Genomic DNA, 19,335 nt, shown 5'->3' on the forward strand with positions numbered 1-19,335 from the left:
GGAGCACCTATGACCGTTATGGAACATACTAAGGCTGCACAAATTGATCTAACTAAGCACGGACTGACTGGCGTTACTGAAGTTCTTCGTAACCCTAGCTACGAGCAGTTATTCGTTGAAGAGACACTGCCAGGTTTGGAAGGCTACGAAAAAGGCGTAGTAACGGAACTAGGCTCTGTTGCGGTTGACACTGGTATCTTTACTGGCCGCTCACCAAAAGATAAGTACATCGTTAAAGATGACACCACGCGCGATACCATGTGGTGGTCAGATCAAGGCAAAAACGACAACAAACCGATTACAACTGAAGTATGGGATGAGCTTAAAGAGCTTGTGACAACTCAGCTATCTGGCAAGCGCCTGTTTGTCATTGACGGTTACTGTGGTGCTAACCCTGATACGCGCTTAAGTGTACGTATTATCACTGAAGTAGCATGGCAAGCGCACTTCGTTAAGAACATGTTCATTCGTCCAACAGACGAAGAGCTAGCAACGTTCGAACCTGATTTCGTGGTAATGAACGGTGCTAAAACAACTAACCCTAACTGGGAAAAGCAGGGTTTAAACTCTGAAAACTTCGTTGCTTTCAACCTAACAGAGCGCGTTCAAATCATCGGTGGTACTTGGTACGGCGGTGAGATGAAGAAAGGCATGTTCGCAATGATGAACTACCTACTTCCTCTGCAAGGCATTGCTTCAATGCACTGTAGTGCTAACGTCGGTGAAGAAGGCGATGTAGCGATTTTCTTCGGCCTATCAGGTACCGGTAAAACAACCCTATCAACCGACCCTAAACGTGAGCTAATCGGTGATGATGAGCACGGTTGGGATGACGATGGTATCTTCAACTTCGAAGGTGGTTGTTACGCCAAGACCATTCGCCTATCTAAAGAAGCAGAACCTGAAATCTACAATGCAATCCGTCGCGATGCGCTACTAGAAAACGTAACGGTTCGTGGCGATGGTTCTATCGATTTTGATGACGGCTCAAAAACCGAGAACACTCGTGTTTCTTACCCGATTCACCATATCGACAACATCGTTAAGCCAGTATCAAAAGCCGGTCACGCTCAAAAGGTTATCTTCCTGACTGCTGATGCATTTGGTGTGTTACCACCTGTTTCTAAACTGACTCCAGAGCAAACGAAGTACCACTTCCTATCTGGCTTCACTGCGAAACTAGCAGGTACAGAGCGTGGTATTACTGAACCAACACCAACGTTCTCTGCGGCATTTGGGGCGGCATTCCTAACTCTTCACCCAACTCAGTACGCTGAAGTACTTGTGAAGCGTATGGAAGCAGCTGGCGCTGAAGCTTACCTTGTGAACACTGGTTGGAATGGCACTGGCAAACGTATCTCAATCCAAGATACTCGTGGCATCATCGACGCTATCCTAGATGGCTCAATCGACCAAGCTGAGACTAAGGTTATCCCTATGTTTAACCTAGAAGTACCACTAGCGTTGCACGATGTTGACCCAGCGATTCTTGACCCACGTGACACGTACACTGACCCTCTACAATGGGAAAGCAAAGCGAAAGATCTAGCAGAGCGCTTCATCAACAACTTTGATAAGTACACAGACAACGCTGAAGGTAAGTCACTGGTTGCGGCAGGCCCTCAACTGGACTAACACAACCATCTGCTCGGGCTTAGCCAAAAGCGAACGTCCAATTTAAAGTGATATTTTTGTAGCAAGCCCCTCTTTTGAGGGGCTTTTTTGTTGCTGCTTGTCCCTTTTTGTTCCACTCTGTTTTGAGACAATTGAAATTTAAGGCTTTCAGGGAATGAAAAAGGTATTCATGGTGTTCGGCATTGCGTTGGCTATCGCCGTTGCAACTATCGCAGCATTGCTATTAAGCCTACAAACCCAATACCGTACGGATATTACTAACTTTTTTATCAAACATGCGATTGAACAACGTGTGCTCATTGAAGATGTTGAGTACCAGGCGCCTTATCACATCACCTTAATGGGCATTACCCAAAGCCAACCTGAAAAACAAACACCGCTGTATATCGACAAGATTGACCTTTGGTTCAGCTCTAGCTCGATTACGGAGGCCAAACTGGTCTTTGAATCCGTTTTAATCAGTGGCCTACAGTTAGAAGCCGACGACCTAGAAACGTTCACCTCTTTATTTACCCAGCCAAGCATTAAGATCCACCAGCTGGCCATCAACAATCTCGACTTTTCAACCCCAGACTTTAACGCGCGAGGCATCGATCTTCAGATCTCCGACCCAACGTGGAACAACGACAACTCACTTCTACCTTATGGAAAAACCCAACTTTCTGCCTCACAGCTGTATTGGCAAGGCGAAGCGTTCGATAACCTGTTGATTGATCTAGATCTTAAACCAAGTGATAGCACCCTGTATGGCGCTTCGTTTGACTGGCGTGGTGCCAAAATTTCTGGTCAAGCAGAGCAGTATCAGCAAAATTGGTCGTTGGTGAATGTGACCGTCGATGGCTTACGACTCAATCAGAAACAGACCCAAAGCCTACTAAGCAAAGAATGGGATGTGGCAGGTATTCAGATCAATCACATCAATAGCTTAGATATTCTGCGTAGCGATGTAGAGTGGCAAGACGGCCACCTCGCAGCTTTTGATGCCTCACTAGAAAATATCCAACTGCCTTTTGAGCTGTGGAAGCAACAGAAAGCCATTTTCTCTCTGCAAGCAGAGGGAGTGACCATTGATGATGACATGTTCATAGAGCCAAGTATCAAGCTCAATTTAGATACGAACCAGATTCTGATTGAAGATTTCTATACTCAATTCCTACAAGGCACTGTTCAACTTAATGGCGAAGTAACCCCTAGCAGCATTCAATTAGCTCAGCTCGACCTGCAAGGCATAAAGTGGATTACGGAAAGCCAAGATAGCCCTCCACCCGCCACTCGCTTGATACCTTGGCTCACGCAGCTCCAGAATGTCGAAATTAGCCGAATTAACATAGAACGCAGCCAACTTATCCAACTCGCACAAAAGCCTTACTGGCAGGTCTCAGGATTACATATCGAGGGGTATCAAGTTCAACTTCTACAAGATAGAAAGCTAGGTCTGTGGCAAGGAAAGCTGATGGCCAGCGCGAATGATGCCAGCTACCAAAACATTATTAGCGCTCAACCAGTGGTTGAGATGAATAGCGAGCAAGGAAAATGGACGCTGACACGCCTGTTTATGCCACTAAAGCATGGCTATGTTGAAGCCAATGCGACACTCGATTTTAACCAAATCAGCAAGCCATGGAGCATAGATATTTCTGCCGATGGATTACCGATAGCTCCCATATTACAGCAACTTGAACTACCGCTCGACGCAACCGGTTATGGCGAGTTTGAACTTCAAGCTGCAGGTTTATACGGCGATTCATTAATGCTCGGCTATTCCACAACAGGTCAACTCACTGGTAGCGTTCGTCAAGGTGTGATGACCTTTAATGACAAGCTTTCTGAAACATCGACTGATAACGTATTTGAAATCCCAGAGCTCAATGCGAATTTTGACCGTGGACGCTTCACACTCGAACCAGCGCACATTATTGGTGCATCGGCAGCAGAGCAAGGCGAACAAAGGATTCAAACGTTAAATGGCGAAATGTCTGGGGAGCTCGACTTGCTAAAAGCAGAGCAACACACTCTCTCTATTTCACTATCCGACCCATGCCACCAAATATCAGGAAAGCTCACCCAAGCTGAGTATTCCGAGATTAACGACTGCCAACAAAAAAGCGCCACGCCACAAGAGTAGCGCCTTCTATCTGTATCTTTATCTGCTAGCCATTGTCAGCTATACGCTTACGTTGGAGTCTGTTGATAATCTCTTTTTGTAGTCAGGGATCAGCATATAGGTTCCCGTAAACTCAACCGCCTCCACGTCGCCACTGTTAATGGTCACGTGAATGATGATACGAGCTTTTCTGCCTGACGCGAGGCGATCTAAATCGCCACTGATCCCATCCAATGACGTGGATGCCACTGGGTTTTGCTCAACTGGATGACGATAACGAATATTACTATCTGCTAGTACGATATCACCAGTCAACCCACGCTCCTTCATTAGTAACCAAGTCATACCCCAACCGGTTAAGGTCGCCAAGGTAAAGGCTGAGCCAGCAAACATGGTGTTATGAGGGTTAAGGTTTGGATTCAACTGAGCACTACACTCGAACTGATAACCCGTGTATTGGTTAATCTTGATGCCCATCTTGTCACTGATCGGGATCTGATGCTCCCAGCGCTGTTGAAGCTCATTACACCATTCTGGTTTGCGCAGTACATCAGCCATTGGATCAAGAGGTTTTACCATCTGTTGGTGACGCACAGGCCCACGTTGGTCGTTAATCTCACCACGACGCTCAAACTCATTCTTCTCATAGAATGAGATCGCATCTTCACGTGCATTACACACCAAACGCTTCGCTCCTTCTTGGCGTGCCAGTGACTCTAGCGCAACCAAGATAAGTGAGCCCATGCCTTTGCTTTGGCGAGAGTTCTTCACCGCCATATAGCGAATCTGCCCCTCTAGATCTGGGGTGATATAGAGACGACCAATCGCCATCGGGCGACCTCGACCATCAACAATCATGCGATGGTGACTCATTGGGTCATATTCATCGCGCTCTGAACCGACCGGCATTCGCCAAGGTTCACGGAGCATTTGCCAACGAAAATGGTAATACTTGTTCAGTTGATTTTCGGTGGTCGGGGTTATGAGTTTAAACATGCTTATTCCTTTAAGCCTAAACCTGCAGCCAGAATGTCACTGGGCCATCATTAACCAAAGACACTTTCATGTCGGCTGCGAATCGGCCACGTTCCGTTGGCAACACTGATTCACATTGGTCAGAGAAGTAGTTGTAAAGACGCTCTGCATCTTCTGGGTGAGCACCGCGAGAAAATCCAGCTCGCGTGCCTTTCTTGGTATCAGCTGGCAGTGTGAATTGAGACACCACGAGTACCTTGCCTTCCACCTGCTTCACGTTGAGATTCATTTTATCGTCTTCATCTCCAAAGACACGATAAGTAGTCACTCGTTCCATCAAACGTTTGGCTTTGGCTTCATCATCACCTTTTTCTACACCTAACAGAACTAATAAGCCTTGCTCAATCTCACCCACTACTTCGCCATCAACACGGACGGCAGCTTCACTTACTCTCTGGATCAGTGCTATCACTGTTGTTTCCTTGCTCTGTAATTTTGTCTTTATCCGACGAGTGTACCATTTCTTGAGAGTCACTCCACTGTTCCTGCTCGCCCAACGCGGCCGTCACTTCAGCACCCACTAACACAATCAACCAGCACAAATAGACCCAAACAAAAAGAATGGGAATCGCCGCTAATGCGCCATAAATCAACTGGTAAGACGGAAACTGAGTAATGTAAGCTGCAAAGCCTTTCTTGCTGAGTTCGAACAACAGAGCCGCCACTAGAGACCCAGCTGCCGCATGAGAAAAGTGTATCTTTTTGTTGGGAACCAACAGGTACAGACCGAAAAACGCAAAGAATGAGGTAATCAAAGGGAGCTTGCGAATCACGGTATTAAAAGCACTCGACACGACTTCGTTTTGTAACAAGTTTAATGATGTCACATACGAGGTTGCAGCAATGCTCGCTCCGATCAAAATAGGCCCAAGAGTTAGCACCATCCAATACATCGAAAAAGACAACACAGCACGTCGCTTTTCCGTTACTCGCCAGATGTAGTTTAGGTTTTTATCAATATTGGAGATCAGCATCAGAGCGGCAATGAATAAGAACACACTACCCACCGCCGTCATCTTGCCGGTATTGGCAACAAACTCCAGTAAAGCACCATGCACCGCATCCCCGGAAGCGGGAACAAAGTTGGTAATAACGAAGTTTTGAATCACTAAACCAACATCAGCAAAAACTGAAAATGACGACAAAATAGAGAGCAAAACCGTCAACATCGGTACGATCGAGAGCAAAGTAATGTACGCCAAGTACCCTGCATTCACATTAACTCTATCGTGCGTCATCCGCGTAAGAAGATAGCGGGAAAACTGGATGCTTCCTGTAGCTGCCTTTTTTATCTTCAACTTGTAACTCCCTGGTAACTCGTTCATAGTCCTAATTAATATTCCGTTATATTAATCACAGTAAGTAAATGTTCAAAAATAGCGTAGGAAAAAGGCTTGAGAACAAGGCAGAGTTTTGTGATAAGTAGTTATTCTACAATCAAAAACTCTAACGCCGTTATCGAGCATTTTAACAAGCTAGGTTGAGCAGTTATTTACTACGATTGATATTATTTAACTATAGGAAACTAGGATGCCTTATTTAATAGTTATAGTCCTCTCTATTTTTACTCTTACTGGATGCCAATCAGCTTATTACTCCGCAATGGAGCAAGTGGGTTACCACAAGCGTGACATTATGGTCGACAGAGTGGAAGACGCTAAAGAGTCGCAACAGGACGCTCAGGAAGAGTTTACTAGCGCACTTGAAGCTTTGAGTAGCCTGACTAATTTTAGTGGCGGCGACCTTGAAGACATGTACAACAAGATTAATGATAAATACCAAGACAGTGAGAAAGCCGCACAAAATGTCAGTGACCGCATTGCTGCGATTGAAGATGTGTCGGATGCGCTATTTGCAGAATGGCAGGGAGAGTTGGACCTTTACACCAGCGATTCACTGCGTCGTTCAAGTGAGAAAAAGCTGCGTGAAACCAAATCGTCTTACCAGACCATGCTTTCAGCGATGAAACGGGCTGAGAAGAAAATGGATCCGGTACTCAACACTCTTCGCGACAACACGCTTTATCTCAAACACAACCTCAATGCGAGTGCCGTTGGTTCATTGCAGGGAGAGTTTATGAGCTTAGAAAAAGACATCGCCTACGCGATAACACAGATGAATGCTGCGATAGCTGAGTCGGATAAGTTCTTAGCACAACTCAACCAAAAATAACGCTTCAGAGACAGAACACGATGAAGCCAATCATTATTACTGGCGGCCCCGGAGCCGGAAAAACAACTCTGATTAATGCCTTGGGTGACATAGGTTACCCAACCTTCGCAGAATCCTCTCGCCAATTGATAGAACAACAGAGCCAACTTGAGAACGGTATCTTACCTTGGTTAGACCTACCGGGCTTTGCTCGCTTGTGTTTAGACGTGATGAGCGAGCAAAAAGAGCAAGCGAAGCAGCACCAAATTGCTTTTCTTGACCGTGCGATTCCAGATATCTGTGGTTACTTAGCTCAGGCTAATCTTGAGATTGATGCGAACTACCGAGAAGCGAGCCAAGGCTACCACTCACAAGTCTTGTTCTGTCGTCCTGAGGCATCGATTTACGTACAAGATGATGTGAGACCTTATCCGTTTGAGGAAGCGTTAGACATTCACCACGCGCTAGTCAGAGTCTATCAAGAGCTTGGCTATGAGGTTGTCGAGGTGCCATTTATATCAGTCGATGAGCGGCTTCAATTCGTTGAGCGTTACTTAGGTATCAAAAGCTAGATCCCCAACTCGGTCGTCCCTCCCTCTTGAGGATGACGAATACTTAAACGCCTTTCGTATCTCGCATCTCGTTTACCCGTATCAACTCTAACACCACATAAAACAAAAGCCCCGAGCAGCTAGGCTACTCGGGGCTTTCTTATTTACTCTAAAACGTATTGCTTGAATAGCTAGAAGCTAGTCAGCTGGCGATTAAGCCTTAGCTGGACGTGCTGCACGCTTACGTTCGTTTTCAGTAAGAAGCTTCTTACGGATACGTACGTTTAGTGGCGTTACTTCTACTAGTTCATCTTCATCGATAAACTCAAGAGCTTGCTCTAGAGTGTGCTTGATCGGTGGAGAAAGAACTTGTGCTTCATCAGTACCAGATGCACGAACGTTCGTTAGTTGCTTACCTTTTAGACAGTTTACTGTCAGGTCGTTTGAACGGTTGTGAATACCGATTACTTGACCTTCATAAACTTCATCCGCGTGCTCTGTGAATAGACGACCACGAGCTTGAAGGAAGAATAGAGCGTAAGTAAGAGCTTTACCCGTTGCGTTCGAGATTAGAACACCGTTGTTACGCTGACCAATGATACCGCCTTTGTAAGGACCGTAGTGATCGAACGAGTGGTAAATAAGACCAGAACCAGACGTCATTGTAAGGAATTCAGTTTGGAAACCGATAAGACCACGAGAAGGCATCATGAAGTCCATGCGAACACGGCCTTTACCATCTGGTGCCATATCTGTTAGCTCACCCTTACGTAGACCGATGCTTTCCATGATCGCACCTTGGTGCTCTTCAACTACATCGATAGTAACCGTTTCGAACGGTTCCATTTTCTGACCATCTTCTTCTTTGATGATTACTTCTGGACGAGATACTGCTAGCTCGAAACCTTCACGACGCATGTTTTCGATCAGGATAGATAGGTGAAGTTCACCACGGCCTGATACGCGGAAACGGTCTGGACTTTCAGTTTCTTCAACACGTAGTGCAACGTTATGAACCAATTCTTTTTCAAGACGCTCAAGGATGTTACGTGAAGTTACAAACTTACCTTCTTTACCCGCGAACGGAGAAGTGTTTACTTGGAACGTCATTGTTACTGTTGGTTCATCAACAGATAGAGGTTCCATTGCTTCAACAGTGTTTACGTCACAGATAGTGTCTGAAATTTTCAGCTCACCAAGACCTGTGATTGCAATGATGTCGCCAGCGTTAGCTTGTTCTACTTCGTGACGCTCAAGACCTAGGTAACCAAGTACAGTACCTACTTTACCGTTACGTTTTTTGCCTTCAGCATTCACGATAGTTACTTGTTGGTTTGGCTTAACCGAACCACGAGTAACACGAGCAACACCGATAACACCTACGTAAGAGCTGTAATCAAGTTGCGAAATTTGCATTTGTAGTGGACCGTCAAGGTCAACTGCTGGTGCTTCTACTGTATCAACAACAGCTTGGAACAATGGTTCCATGTTCTCGCCAGTTTCGCCTTCAGTCATTGTTGCCCAACCGTTTAGCGCTGAAGCGTAAACAACGGTGAAGTCTAGTTGCTCATCTGTAGCACCTAGGTTGTCGAAAAGGTCGAATACTTGATCCATAACCCAATCAGGACGAGCGCCTGGGCGGTCAATCTTGTTGATTACAACGATTGGCTTAAGACCGTGTGCGAATGCTTTTTGCGTTACGAAACGAGTTTGAGGCATTGGGCCATCAACTGCGTCAACGATAAGCAGAACAGAATCAACCATAGACATGATACGCTCAACTTCACCACCGAAGTCCGCGTGTCCCGGAGTATCTACGATGTTGATGCGGTAATCATTCCAGTTGATTGCTGTGTTCTTAGCAAGGATTGTAATGCCACGCTCTTTTTCGATGTCATTCGAATCCATGACACGCTCTTCAGCTTCACCACGAGACTCAAGAGTGCCTGACTGTTGTAGTAGTTTATCAACCAAAGTCGTTTTACCGTGGTCAACGTGCGCGATGATCGCGATATTTCTTAACTTATCAATCTGTGGAGTAGACATGGATTCTCGATTCACTCATAAAAGTAGCCGTCACTTATCTCAAAAGTTTGGATAATAACCGCTAGCTTGATTTAAAAAACGGTCAATAATATACCAGATTCTAGACAAAAACCCAGAAATATGTGATCTGAACCAAGGCTTTTTTCTTTATTAGCGATTCATATCCGCTTAACTTTGGTTCCGTACAGTGTCTAGTCGACTAATTCGTAGGGTTATCGAAAAGTATCACCCGCGAAGTGGGCAACCAAATCTCAGGTAAAATAACAAAAGTGGATTGACAACTTAGGCAATTCATTGCTGAATGGTGTTCGCTTATGTCTCATATTGGTGCATAGATAAATAGTTGCACCAATATCGTGCAACCAAAGATCATTTTGGTGCAAAAGTCAGAGCTCGCAAATCAAGAAAACAAGTAAATCATTGAAATTAATGGAATAATTTTTTTGGCACGTTTTTGGCTATAGATAAATCAGCATCGATTAATGCACGTATAGACATTAATCAATGCTGGTTTCAACCGAATCGAGCTAATACCGAATTAATAACACTGGAGGTTATCCAAGATGTCAGTAGAAAATGTACTATCCCTGATCCAAGAGAACGAAGTTAAATTTATCGACTTACGTTTTACTGATACAAAAGGTAAAGAGCAGCACATCTCTATTCCTTCTCACCAAGTTGATGCAGACTTCTTCGAAGAAGGCAAAATGTTTGACGGCTCTTCAGTAGCTGGTTGGAAAGGCATTAATGAATCTGACATGGTAATGATGCCAGACGCAGCTTCTGCTGTACTGGACCCATTCACAGAAGATGCAACGCTAAACATCCGTTGTGACATCCTTGAGCCTGCAACAATGCAAGGCTACGACCGTGACCCACGCTCTATCGCTAAACGTTCTGAAGAATACCTACGTTCTACGGGTATCGCAGACACAGTTCTAGTGGGTCCAGAGCCAGAATTCTTCCTATTCGATGACGTTAAGTTCTCAAACGACATGTCTGGTTCTTTCTTCAAGATTGATGATGTAGAAGCCGCTTGGAACACAGGTTCTGACATCGAAGGCGGTAACAAAGGTCACCGTCCTGGCGTTAAAGGCGGTTACTTCCCAGTAGCTCCTGTCGATTCATCTCAAGATATCCGTTCAGCAATGTGTCTAGTAATGGAAGAGATGGGCCTAGTTGTTGAAGCTCACCACCACGAAGTTGCAACTGCGGGTCAAAACGAAATCGCAACTCGCTTCAACACGCTAACAACAAAAGCGGATGAGACTCAAATCTACAAGTACGTTGTACACAACGTTGCGCACGCATTTGGCAAAACAGCGACATTCATGCCTAAGCCACTAGTTGGTGACAACGGTTCTGGCATGCACGTTCACATGTCATTGAACAAAGATGGACAAAACTTGTTTGCTGGTGATAAGTACGGCGGCCTATCTGAAATGGCTCTTTACTACATCGGTGGTGTAATCAAGCACGCTCGCGCAATCAACGCATTTGCTAACCCATCAACGAACTCATACAAGCGTCTTGTACCTGGTTTCGAAGCACCTGTAATGCTTGCTTACTCAGCACGTAACCGTTCTGCTTCTATCCGTATCCCAGTAGTACCAAGCCCGAAAGCACGTCGTATCGAGCTACGTTTTGGTGACCCAGCAGCTAACCCATACCTATGCTACTCAGCAATGCTTATGGCTGGCCTTGACGGTATTAAGAACAAGATCCACCCTGGCGAAGCTATGGATAAAGATCTATACGACCTTCCTGCAGAAGAAGCAGCTGAAATCCCAACAGTTGCAGAATCTCTACAAGGTGCTCTAGCAGCACTTAACGAAGACCGTGAGTTCCTAACTGCTGGTGGCGTATTCTCTGACGACTTCATCGATTCTTACATCACACTGAAATCTGACGACGTACAGCGCGTGAACATGGCTACACACCCACTTGAGTTTGAACTGTACTACTCAGTTTAATCCTTAGTCGGTTAGCATGTAATTCTTACTGCAGTAAAAGCTATTGCAACATGTAAGAAGCACTAAAAAATATTAGGCTCGCCTCGCAGGCGGGCCTTTTTTCTATTCTCCCTCCCCCTGCTTCCTCGTACCATATCTTAAACAAAGCCCTCAGAGGCTGTTGCTATAAATACAATAAAATCAATAACAAAACTAACGTCAAACGTGAAAACACCTAACGGTGGAAAGAGGCTAACGATATGAAAAACATACTGTTCCTAATCGGATTAACAGTCGCATTCTCGTGCTCTGCTCAAACGGTGTACACCTGGGAAGATGAGGATGGTGTGCTTCACTTTAGTGATACCCCTACCGATCAAGGTGCGGAGGCTCTTCGCCTACCTGACGTACAAGCTTCCGCACCAGCCCCTAAATTTGAGGCCTCAACGCCTGTTGACGCTGCAGATCCCTCTACAAGTAAAACGGCAACACCAGCTCAAGCTCAGAAAAAAACAGATAACACGAAACGAGAGGTACCCGCTCAGTTAGCCCTCAGCATGCTGACTCCAGTTCATGATCAAACCATCCGCAGCAACCGTGGCTTAATCCCAATAAAAATAAAACTCAACCGCAAGCTTGGTATTGGAGAGCAGTTGCAACTGATGCTCGATGGTCGTCGTTATGGCGCTCCACAAACCCAACCTAACTGGGAATTGAAAGGTATCGATCGAGGCACTCACACCATTGCAATTCAAGCACATAGAAGCGGCAAGCTTATTGCATCTACTAGTCCAGTCACCGTGTATTTACATCGAGCGACGCTCAAGTAAGCCAATGTGTTAAAAGAGGCCAAATTACCTCTACTTTTCACCTGTTCGAAGCAGCTTTCAGCAACTCTAATGAATTATCTTTAGCTTCTGGTTGATATGCGCCATACTTGAACTTAGCTTCGCACCAATTTGGTGCAGTGAGAAAAACACCAGTTCAAGGACGAAATAGTGAATCGATCAGCCAAAAGCGACAGCATAGATACACATCATCTTTCCAGCGCCATTCTCGACAATATGGTGACCTCAACATTGATGCTCGATGAGCAACTGTATGTCCGATATGCCAACCCGGCGGCTGAACAACTCTTTTCGCAAAGTGCACGACGTATCGTTGATCACCCTCTGAGCCAACTTATCCAGCACGCCTCACTGGATTTAGCGCTGTTGACTCAACCGCTACAAAGTGGCCAGAGCATTACCGACAGTGACGTTACCTTTGTGGTTGATAACCGCCCATTAATGCTTGAGGTAACAGTGAGCCCAATCTCTTGGCAGCGAGAAACGCTGTTATTGGTTGAGATGCGCAAGATAGACCAACAAAGACGCCTCAGCCAAGAGCTCAACCAACACGCACAACAACAAGCGGCTAAACTATTGGTGCGCGGATTAGCCCATGAGATTAAGAATCCATTGGGCGGATTAAGAGGAGCCGCGCAGCTACTTGGTAAAATGCTCCCTGATCAGTCCCTTAATGAATATACGCAGATCATTATTGAGCAAGCCGACCGCCTGAGAGCTTTGGTCGATCGCCTGCTTGGCCCACAGAAACCGGGGACCAAATCGGAAGAGAACCTTCACCAAATACTTGAAAAAGTAAGGCAACTCGTCGAGCTAGAATCAGGCTCAACACTCATCATCGAACGAGACTACGACCCGAGCCTACCGGACATCTTGATGGATTCAGCACAGGTAGAACAAGCCATGCTCAACATAGTGAGCAACGCAGCTCAGATTCTGAAGGCTCAAGAATCAGGGAAAATCACCATTCGCACCAGAACGGTGCATCAAGCAAACATTCATGGTCAGCGACACAAACTCGCCGCTCGCATTGAGATCTGCGACAACGGCCCGGGTATCCCCGATGAATTGAAAGACACCCTGTTTTACCCAATGGTCAGCGGACGAGAAGGAGGTACAGGGCTAGGGCTATCGATATCTCAAAACCTGATCGATCAACACAATGGGAAAATTGATGTTGAAAGCTGGCCGGGCAACACCACATTCACGATTTATTTGCCGATATAAGCAAAGCTGGGTCTCCCACTGGAAACAACGTTTCATTAGCAACACCGAATACCGAACAATAAAAACAACAATGATTATCACAATAGATTTGGCTGCAAAGGAATTGAATTATGAGTAAAGGATACGTTTGGGTCGTCGATGACGACAGCTCTATCCGCTGGGTAGTAGAGAAAACACTTTCATCTGCGGATATAAAGTGTGAAACATTTGCTGATGCAGAGAGCGTATTACTTGCTCTTGAGCGCGAGACGCCAGATGTATTGGTATCTGATATTCGCATGCCCGGCATTGACGGTATTGAGCTTTTGCATCAGGTTCATCAACGCTCTCCCGACCTGCCAGTGATCATTATGACCGCGCACTCAGACCTTGATGCAGCGGTCAATGCTTATCAAAAAGGCGCTTTTGAGTATCTGCCTAAGCCGTTCGATATCGATGAGACACTGACTTTAGTAGAACGAGCAATCGCCCACAGCCAAGAGCAAAAGCGAGAACAGGCGAGTGAAGCAGTAGAAGACACCAACGCGCCAGAAATCATTGGCGAAGCGCCTGCGATGCAGGAAGTCTTCCGCGCCATTGGTCGTTTGTCTCGGTCATCCATTTCCGTACTGATCAATGGTGAATCAGGTACAGGTAAAGAACTAGTCGCACACGCCTTACATCGTCACAGCCCAAGAGCGAAAAAGCCCTTTATCGCCCTGAACATGGCTGCGATTCCCAAAGATCTCATCGAGTCAGAACTGTTTGGCCACGAAAAAGGCGCCTTTACCGGTGCTAACAGTGTTCGCCAAGGACGCTTCGAGCAAGCCAACGGGGGTACTCTGTTTCTTGATGAGATTGGCGACATGCCACTCGATATTCAGACTCGACTACTGCGCGTGCTGTCTGATGGCCAGTTTTATCGCGTAGGTGGACATTCTGCGGTTAAGGTCGATGTTCGTATCGTTGCCGCAACCCACCAAGATCTTGAGCGCTTAGTACATGACGGTGGTTTCCGTGAAGACCTTTTCCATCGACTCAACGTTATCCGAATCCATATTCCGGCACTGCGCGAACGTAAACAGGACATTGAAAAGCTGACTCACCACTTCCTAGCATCAGCCGCTGAAGAGCTTGGTGTAGAAGTGAAGACACTACACCCAGAGACCATTCTGAAGCTCAATCAGCTCAATTGGCCGGGAAACGTGCGTCAGCTTGAGAACATTTGTCGTTGGTTAACAGTAATGGCAAGTGGTAGTGAAATACTTCCTTCGGATCTGCCTCCTGAGTTGTTGGAAGAGAAGGTTGTGATCAGCGAAGGTACTGATGGTAATTGGCAACAACTGCTGGCTAATTGGGCCAAGAGTGCGCTTGATTCCGGCGAAAAAGAGCTGCTGACTTATGCTCTACCCGAGTTTGAACGTATATTATTAGAGGCCGCACTCAACCATACTAATGGCCATAAACAAGATGCAGCGAAAGTTTTAGGATGGGGAAGAAATACCCTGACTCGTAAACTCAAAGAGTTGTACTGATCTTTATATGCCTCTATATACATATTTTTTAAAGCTAAAAAAGTGTCGCTTGCTTTGAATAGTATCGGTACAATTACAGTACACTATCTATCCAAACTGTAGCTAAAGATGTCTTTGAAAACACAAATTACCTTGAGAACCGCAGTGGTTCTGCCATTCGTGATGATATTTCTCTTCACTATGGGCGTAATGATTTTCACTCAAAAGCAAAGCTACAAGGAGATGGTGAGTGATATTAGTGCGCGCCAACTAACATCACTCACTGATAACGTTCATCAAAGCCTTGCCGATTTTTTAGAAAAGCCATTTCACGCTAACCTTTCACTAAGTCATAACATCGGTTATCACAACCTTTATAAAGAGGGAAATCTTAGTCAGGTTCAAGACTATATTCTTTACAAGTTTTCTGCGCATTTTCAAGCGATCCCTCAGCTTGATGTAATCGGCTTTGGTTCTGAAGATGGTAACTATGTCGGCTTTCGAAAAGAAACAAACCGCGGCTTAACTTTAATGGCCCGGGATGATCGAACTCAAGGCAAACTTGTCATTTATCGTGGTAATACGATTAGCGGAGACATTCGAACCATAATTTCAGGTTATGACCCTAGAGCTCGCCCTTGGTACACTCCAGTAGTGACACAGAACAAGGCTGTATGGTCATCAATTTATGCCAATGCAGATGAACGACAAGAGATCACTTTATCGGCTCTCGCTCCTATCTATAGTGATAACGAGCTCAAAGGTGTCCTCGCCAGCGATATTAAGATCAACACCTTTAATGCTTTTCTCAAGGATCTCAAAGATAAAACGGATGCCTCTGTTTATATTATTGATAAGCAACAGCGCTTAGTCGCTCATTCGGGCGGAGGCAGCGTGGTCTCTTGGGGAACAGGACAAACAGACAAAGGCCAGCGCTTGTTAGCAACAGAGAGTGCTAACGCGGTAATACGTGAAAGTGCCCGTTATGTAGATAAGTTTCATCTAATCGATGATTTAAATGTGCAGCGCTTTAGTTTTAATTTAGATAACGAACGATATTTCAATCAACTTACCCCTTATGAAGATGAGTACGGCATCACTTGGATTATTGGTATGTCGATCCCAGAAAGTAGCCTACTTGGTGAATTACCAAAAAACCAAAGAAACAGTTGGTTACTCGGTCTAACTCTCAGTTGCATTGGTATTATCGCTGGATTAATTGCCTTTAATCGCGTAACTCAACCCATCACTTCAACTGCAGGGGCAGCAAAGCGCCTAGCCAAAGGTGACTGGGAGACGAGCATGCCAAAAACGGGCAACATCTATGAAATTAGCATGTTAACTGCGTCATTTAATGAAATGACCAACAATTTAAAGGCTTCTTTTCAGGCGTTACAGGCTCAACTTACCTATGACTCATTAACCAAACTGTATAGTCGTGAAGGCTTTATTGATACAGCCAAGAAAAACCCTGAAAACGAAAAAGGTACACTTTATTTAATTGGTATTGACCGCTTTCGAGATATTAATGATAGCCTCGGCCATTACAATGGTGACCAACTGCTTATCATTGCGGCCGCTCGTTTAAGAGGTACGCTACCATCGAACTTCCTGTTAGCTCGAACTGGCGGGGATGAATTTGCGATTTACGCTCCTAACATCAATCAAATAGATGACGTTCAACTACTGACGAGTCGCTTACTTCGAATCTTTACCTCCCCATTTGCCATGGAATCAGAAAGCGTGGTCATCAAAGTATCAATGGGGGTCGTGAATGTCTCGAACGTCAACGACATTACACTGCTGCTACGCAACAGCAGTATAGCCTTGAGCAACGCAAAGCAAGACAAAACCAGTGTCAGTATTTACAACCCAGAAATGGGCAAAGCATCGAGATATCGTACCAAGATGCTGGCACGTCTTAACAAGGCAATTGATCTTCAGCAGTTCGAGCCTTTCTATCAGCCTATAATCGACCTTGAATCTGGAGCTACCATAGGTGCCGAGGCTTTGGCTCGTTGGGTAACGGACGAGGGTATAATCTCACCTTTGGAGTTCATTCCTTTAGCAGAAGAAACAGGATTGATCTACGACATTGGTAAGCAGATTTTGCACAAGTCATGTCGAGATACCGCAATTGCGATTGAATCTGGAAAATGGAATAAAGACTTCTCTATTCACGTTAACTTATCTGTCGACCAACTGAGTGAAAGCGGATTTATTGAATTGGTTAAAACCACGCTGCGTGACACCAAATTACCAGCCCAAAACCTGACGCTAGAGATCACTGAATCACGCATCGTCGACAATGACCAAACCATCATCGATAATATGCTGACGCTAAAAGCACTAGGCATCTCGATTGCAATTGACGACTTTGGTACCGGCTATTCGTCACTGGCTTACTTACACAAACTGCCATTTGATTGCTTAAAGATCGATCGCAGCTTCGTCAGTAAGTTGGAAAAAGAGAACCTAGACAGCTCCATCGTCGCGGCCATCGTCAACATTACCAAGGGTTTCAAAGTGAGTTTGGTGGCAGAAGGCGTTGAAACACAACAACAAGCTGAACTACTCAAGCAGCTTCAATGCCCATTAGCTCAAGGTTTCTTATACAGCCGTCCAGTTCCGTTTGACCAATGGCCTACCGACCTAGGCAGTAAGCTAAATGCCAAGTTTAAAACGAATAACAAAGTCGAATAAAACGCAGAGGCTAAACAGGGCACCAAAGAGAGCCTCGCCTAAATCAGGCAGAAACCGAATGAGTCAGATACAAAAATGCCAGCATGATGCTGGCATTTTTTATGTTTCTATTCTCTATCGAGTTATTAGATGACGCGAGAGAATTGCTGTTGGCGAGCCTTGGCACGTAGGTATTTATCAAAACACATACAAATGTTACGGATCAGCAAACGGCCACGCAAAGTTACGCGGATTTCTTTGTCATCAACTTCAACCAACTCATCGTTGATAAAGGTTTGTAGAAGCTCTAAATCTTCTTTGAAGTAGCGATTAAAGTTAACCGAGAACTCAGATTCGATCATTGTTTTATCAAGCTTGAAGTTACAAATCAGCTGCTTGATCACTTCACGACGTAGAAGGTCGTCACTGTCTAGAGCAACACCTTTCCAAAGTGCATGACGCAGGTCATTCACCTGAGCGTAGTACTTCTTCAGCTCTTTCTGATTTTGTGCGTAAGCATCACCAACCATAGAAATCGCAGAAACACCGAAACCAATTAAGTCAGCTTCACCTTGGGTCGTGTAGCCTTGGAAGTTACGATGCAGAATACCTTCACGTTGTGCTACGGCTAGCTCATCTTCAGGTAGTGCGAAGTGATCCATACCAATGAACTGGTAACCCGCACCGGTTAGCGTCTCGATAGTATCTTGTAAGATAGCCATCTTCTCTTTAGCTTCAGGTAGGTCTTCATCTTTTATCTTACGCTGCGCAGCAAACAGTTGCGGCATGTGTGCGTAGTTAAATACAGATAAACGGCCCGGCTTCATTTCTAACACTTGCTTCAATGTTTCAGCGAACAAAGCTTGAGTCTGCTTTGGTAGGCCGTAGATCAAATCCAGGTTAGTTGAACGGAAGCCTAGCTCTGTCGCACGTTGAACCATTGCAATAATGAACTCTTCATCTTGCTCACGGTTAACCAGCTTCTGTACTTCTTTATTAAAGTCTTGCACGCCAATGCTCAGGCGGTTGAAGCCTTCATTTCGAAGGTGGTCAAGTACGTCTAGCTCAATCTCACGCGGGTCAACTTCAATACTGATTTCAGCGTCAGCGGTGAAGTTAAACTCTTCACGCAAAATGCCCATCAAACGAGTGATTTGTGTTTTGGTCAAGAACGTTGGTGTACCGCCACCGAAGTGCAGTTGAGTCACTTTACGGCCATTCAATAAAGAGGCGCGCTGGCGGATTTCATGTTCAATCACATCCAAGTACTCATCCGCTTTATGCGAGTGACGAGTAATGACTTTATTACAACCACAGTAGTAACAAAGCTTATGGCAGAACGGGATATGCACGTAAAGAGAGAGTGGACGCTCAGGGTACTGAGTACACGCCATGTCGTAATCAGCGACGGTAAACGCTTCATGAAACTCCAACGCTGTTGGATATGAAGTGTAACGAGGTCCCGAATAGTTGTACTTGTTTAAGATCTCTTGATCCCAAACGATTTGCTGATTCGTTGTTACTGGCTTGCTCGACATAGCGGTAATTCCAATTTAGATCCGCGAGAACCTAAGGTCTCTCAAATCATTTTACATACATTAAAATATAGAC

Annotated in this window: 14 protein-coding genes; 9 read left to right on the top strand and 5 right to left on the bottom strand. The window is 45.3% G+C overall.

Features of this window, described 5'->3' with window-relative positions:
* The first annotated feature begins 9 nt into the window (after positions 1-9).
* Together pckA and ACED25_RS09410 are read left to right on the top strand one after the other, a co-directional pair.
* Entirely contained in the window at positions 10-1,635 is a 1,626-nt protein-coding gene (gene pckA, locus ACED25_RS09405; protein ID WP_009848030.1) for a phosphoenolpyruvate carboxykinase (ATP), read from the top strand.
* Between the two features lie 154 nt (positions 1,636-1,789).
* Complete coding sequence (locus ACED25_RS09410; RefSeq protein ID WP_371695154.1) at positions 1,790-3,760, top strand: AsmA family protein; 1,971 nt, start codon at positions 1,790-1,792, stop codon at positions 3,758-3,760.
* A 39-nt stretch (positions 3,761-3,799) separates the two neighbouring features.
* On the opposite strand, the gene ACED25_RS09415 is transcribed toward ACED25_RS09410, so the two are convergent.
* The 3 genes from ACED25_RS09415 to ACED25_RS09425 are packed head-to-tail and all read right to left on the bottom strand — an operon-like array spanning position 3,800 to position 6,099.
* Complete coding sequence (locus ACED25_RS09415; protein WP_009848032.1) at positions 3,800-4,735, bottom strand: bifunctional GNAT family N-acetyltransferase/hotdog fold thioesterase; 936 nt, start codon at positions 4,733-4,735, stop codon at positions 3,800-3,802.
* 16 nt (positions 4,736-4,751) lie between these two features.
* Positions 4,752-5,186 carry a D-aminoacyl-tRNA deacylase gene (gene dtd / locus ACED25_RS09420; protein WP_004735590.1) on the bottom strand — a complete coding sequence of 145 codons (435 nt, stop codon included), beginning with the start codon at positions 5,184-5,186 and terminating at the stop codon, positions 4,752-4,754.
* Complete coding sequence (locus ACED25_RS09425) at positions 5,158-6,099, bottom strand: virulence factor BrkB family protein (RefSeq protein ID WP_012603002.1); 942 nt, start codon at positions 6,097-6,099, stop codon at positions 5,158-5,160. Before ACED25_RS09425 ends, dtd begins: the two co-directional genes overlap by 29 nt.
* Before the next feature lie 205 nt (positions 6,100-6,304).
* On the opposite strand from ACED25_RS09425, the gene ACED25_RS09430 reads away from it, so the two are divergent.
* Together ACED25_RS09430 and ACED25_RS09435 are read left to right on the top strand one after the other, a co-directional pair.
* Positions 6,305-6,946 carry a DUF2959 domain-containing protein gene (locus ACED25_RS09430; protein WP_017099568.1) on the top strand — a complete coding sequence of 214 codons (642 nt, stop codon included), beginning with the start codon at positions 6,305-6,307 and terminating at the stop codon, positions 6,944-6,946.
* Between the two features lie 20 nt (positions 6,947-6,966).
* Positions 6,967-7,497, top strand: coding sequence for an AAA family ATPase (locus tag ACED25_RS09435; protein ID WP_371695155.1), 531 nt, complete (start codon positions 6,967-6,969; stop codon positions 7,495-7,497).
* Positions 7,498-7,689: 192 nt separating this feature from the next.
* On the opposite strand, the gene typA is transcribed toward ACED25_RS09435, so the two are convergent.
* On the bottom strand, positions 7,690-9,522 hold the full coding sequence (typA, locus tag ACED25_RS09440; protein WP_009848036.1) for a translational GTPase TypA: 1,833 nt from the start codon (positions 9,520-9,522) through the stop codon (positions 7,690-7,692).
* Between the two features lie 563 nt (positions 9,523-10,085).
* On the opposite strand from typA, the gene glnA reads away from it, so the two are divergent.
* The 5 genes from glnA (at position 10,086) to ACED25_RS09465 (ending at position 17,745) form a co-directional block, all read left to right on the top strand.
* Positions 10,086-11,495 (top strand): glutamate--ammonia ligase, encoded by a 1,410-nt coding sequence (gene glnA, locus ACED25_RS09445; protein ID WP_009848037.1) that lies wholly within the window; start codon positions 10,086-10,088, stop codon positions 11,493-11,495.
* 239 nt (positions 11,496-11,734) lie between these two features.
* Positions 11,735-12,304, top strand: a complete 570-nt coding sequence (locus ACED25_RS09450) for a DUF4124 domain-containing protein (protein ID WP_012602998.1) — start codon at positions 11,735-11,737, stop codon at positions 12,302-12,304.
* A gap of 168 nt (positions 12,305-12,472) precedes the next feature.
* Complete coding sequence (gene glnL / locus ACED25_RS09455) at positions 12,473-13,549, top strand: nitrogen regulation protein NR(II) (protein ID WP_017099571.1); 1,077 nt, start codon at positions 12,473-12,475, stop codon at positions 13,547-13,549.
* A 110-nt stretch (positions 13,550-13,659) separates the two neighbouring features.
* Positions 13,660-15,063 (top strand): nitrogen regulation protein NR(I), encoded by a 1,404-nt coding sequence (gene glnG / locus ACED25_RS09460; protein WP_009848040.1) that lies wholly within the window; start codon positions 13,660-13,662, stop codon positions 15,061-15,063.
* Positions 15,064-15,171: 108 nt separating this feature from the next.
* Entirely contained in the window at positions 15,172-17,745 is a 2,574-nt protein-coding gene (locus tag ACED25_RS09465; protein WP_371695156.1) for an EAL domain-containing protein, read from the top strand.
* Positions 17,746-17,870: 125 nt separating this feature from the next.
* On the opposite strand, the gene hemN is transcribed toward ACED25_RS09465, so the two are convergent.
* Positions 17,871-19,262: an oxygen-independent coproporphyrinogen III oxidase gene (gene hemN / locus ACED25_RS09470; protein WP_017099251.1), complete on the bottom strand. Its 1,392-nt coding sequence runs from the start codon at positions 19,260-19,262 to the stop codon at positions 17,871-17,873.
* Positions 19,263-19,335: the final 73 nt, after the last annotated feature.

This window comes from Vibrio sp. 1F263 (assembly GCF_041439035.1).
Lineage (GTDB): Bacteria > Pseudomonadota > Gammaproteobacteria > Enterobacterales > Vibrionaceae > Vibrio > Vibrio tasmaniensis_A.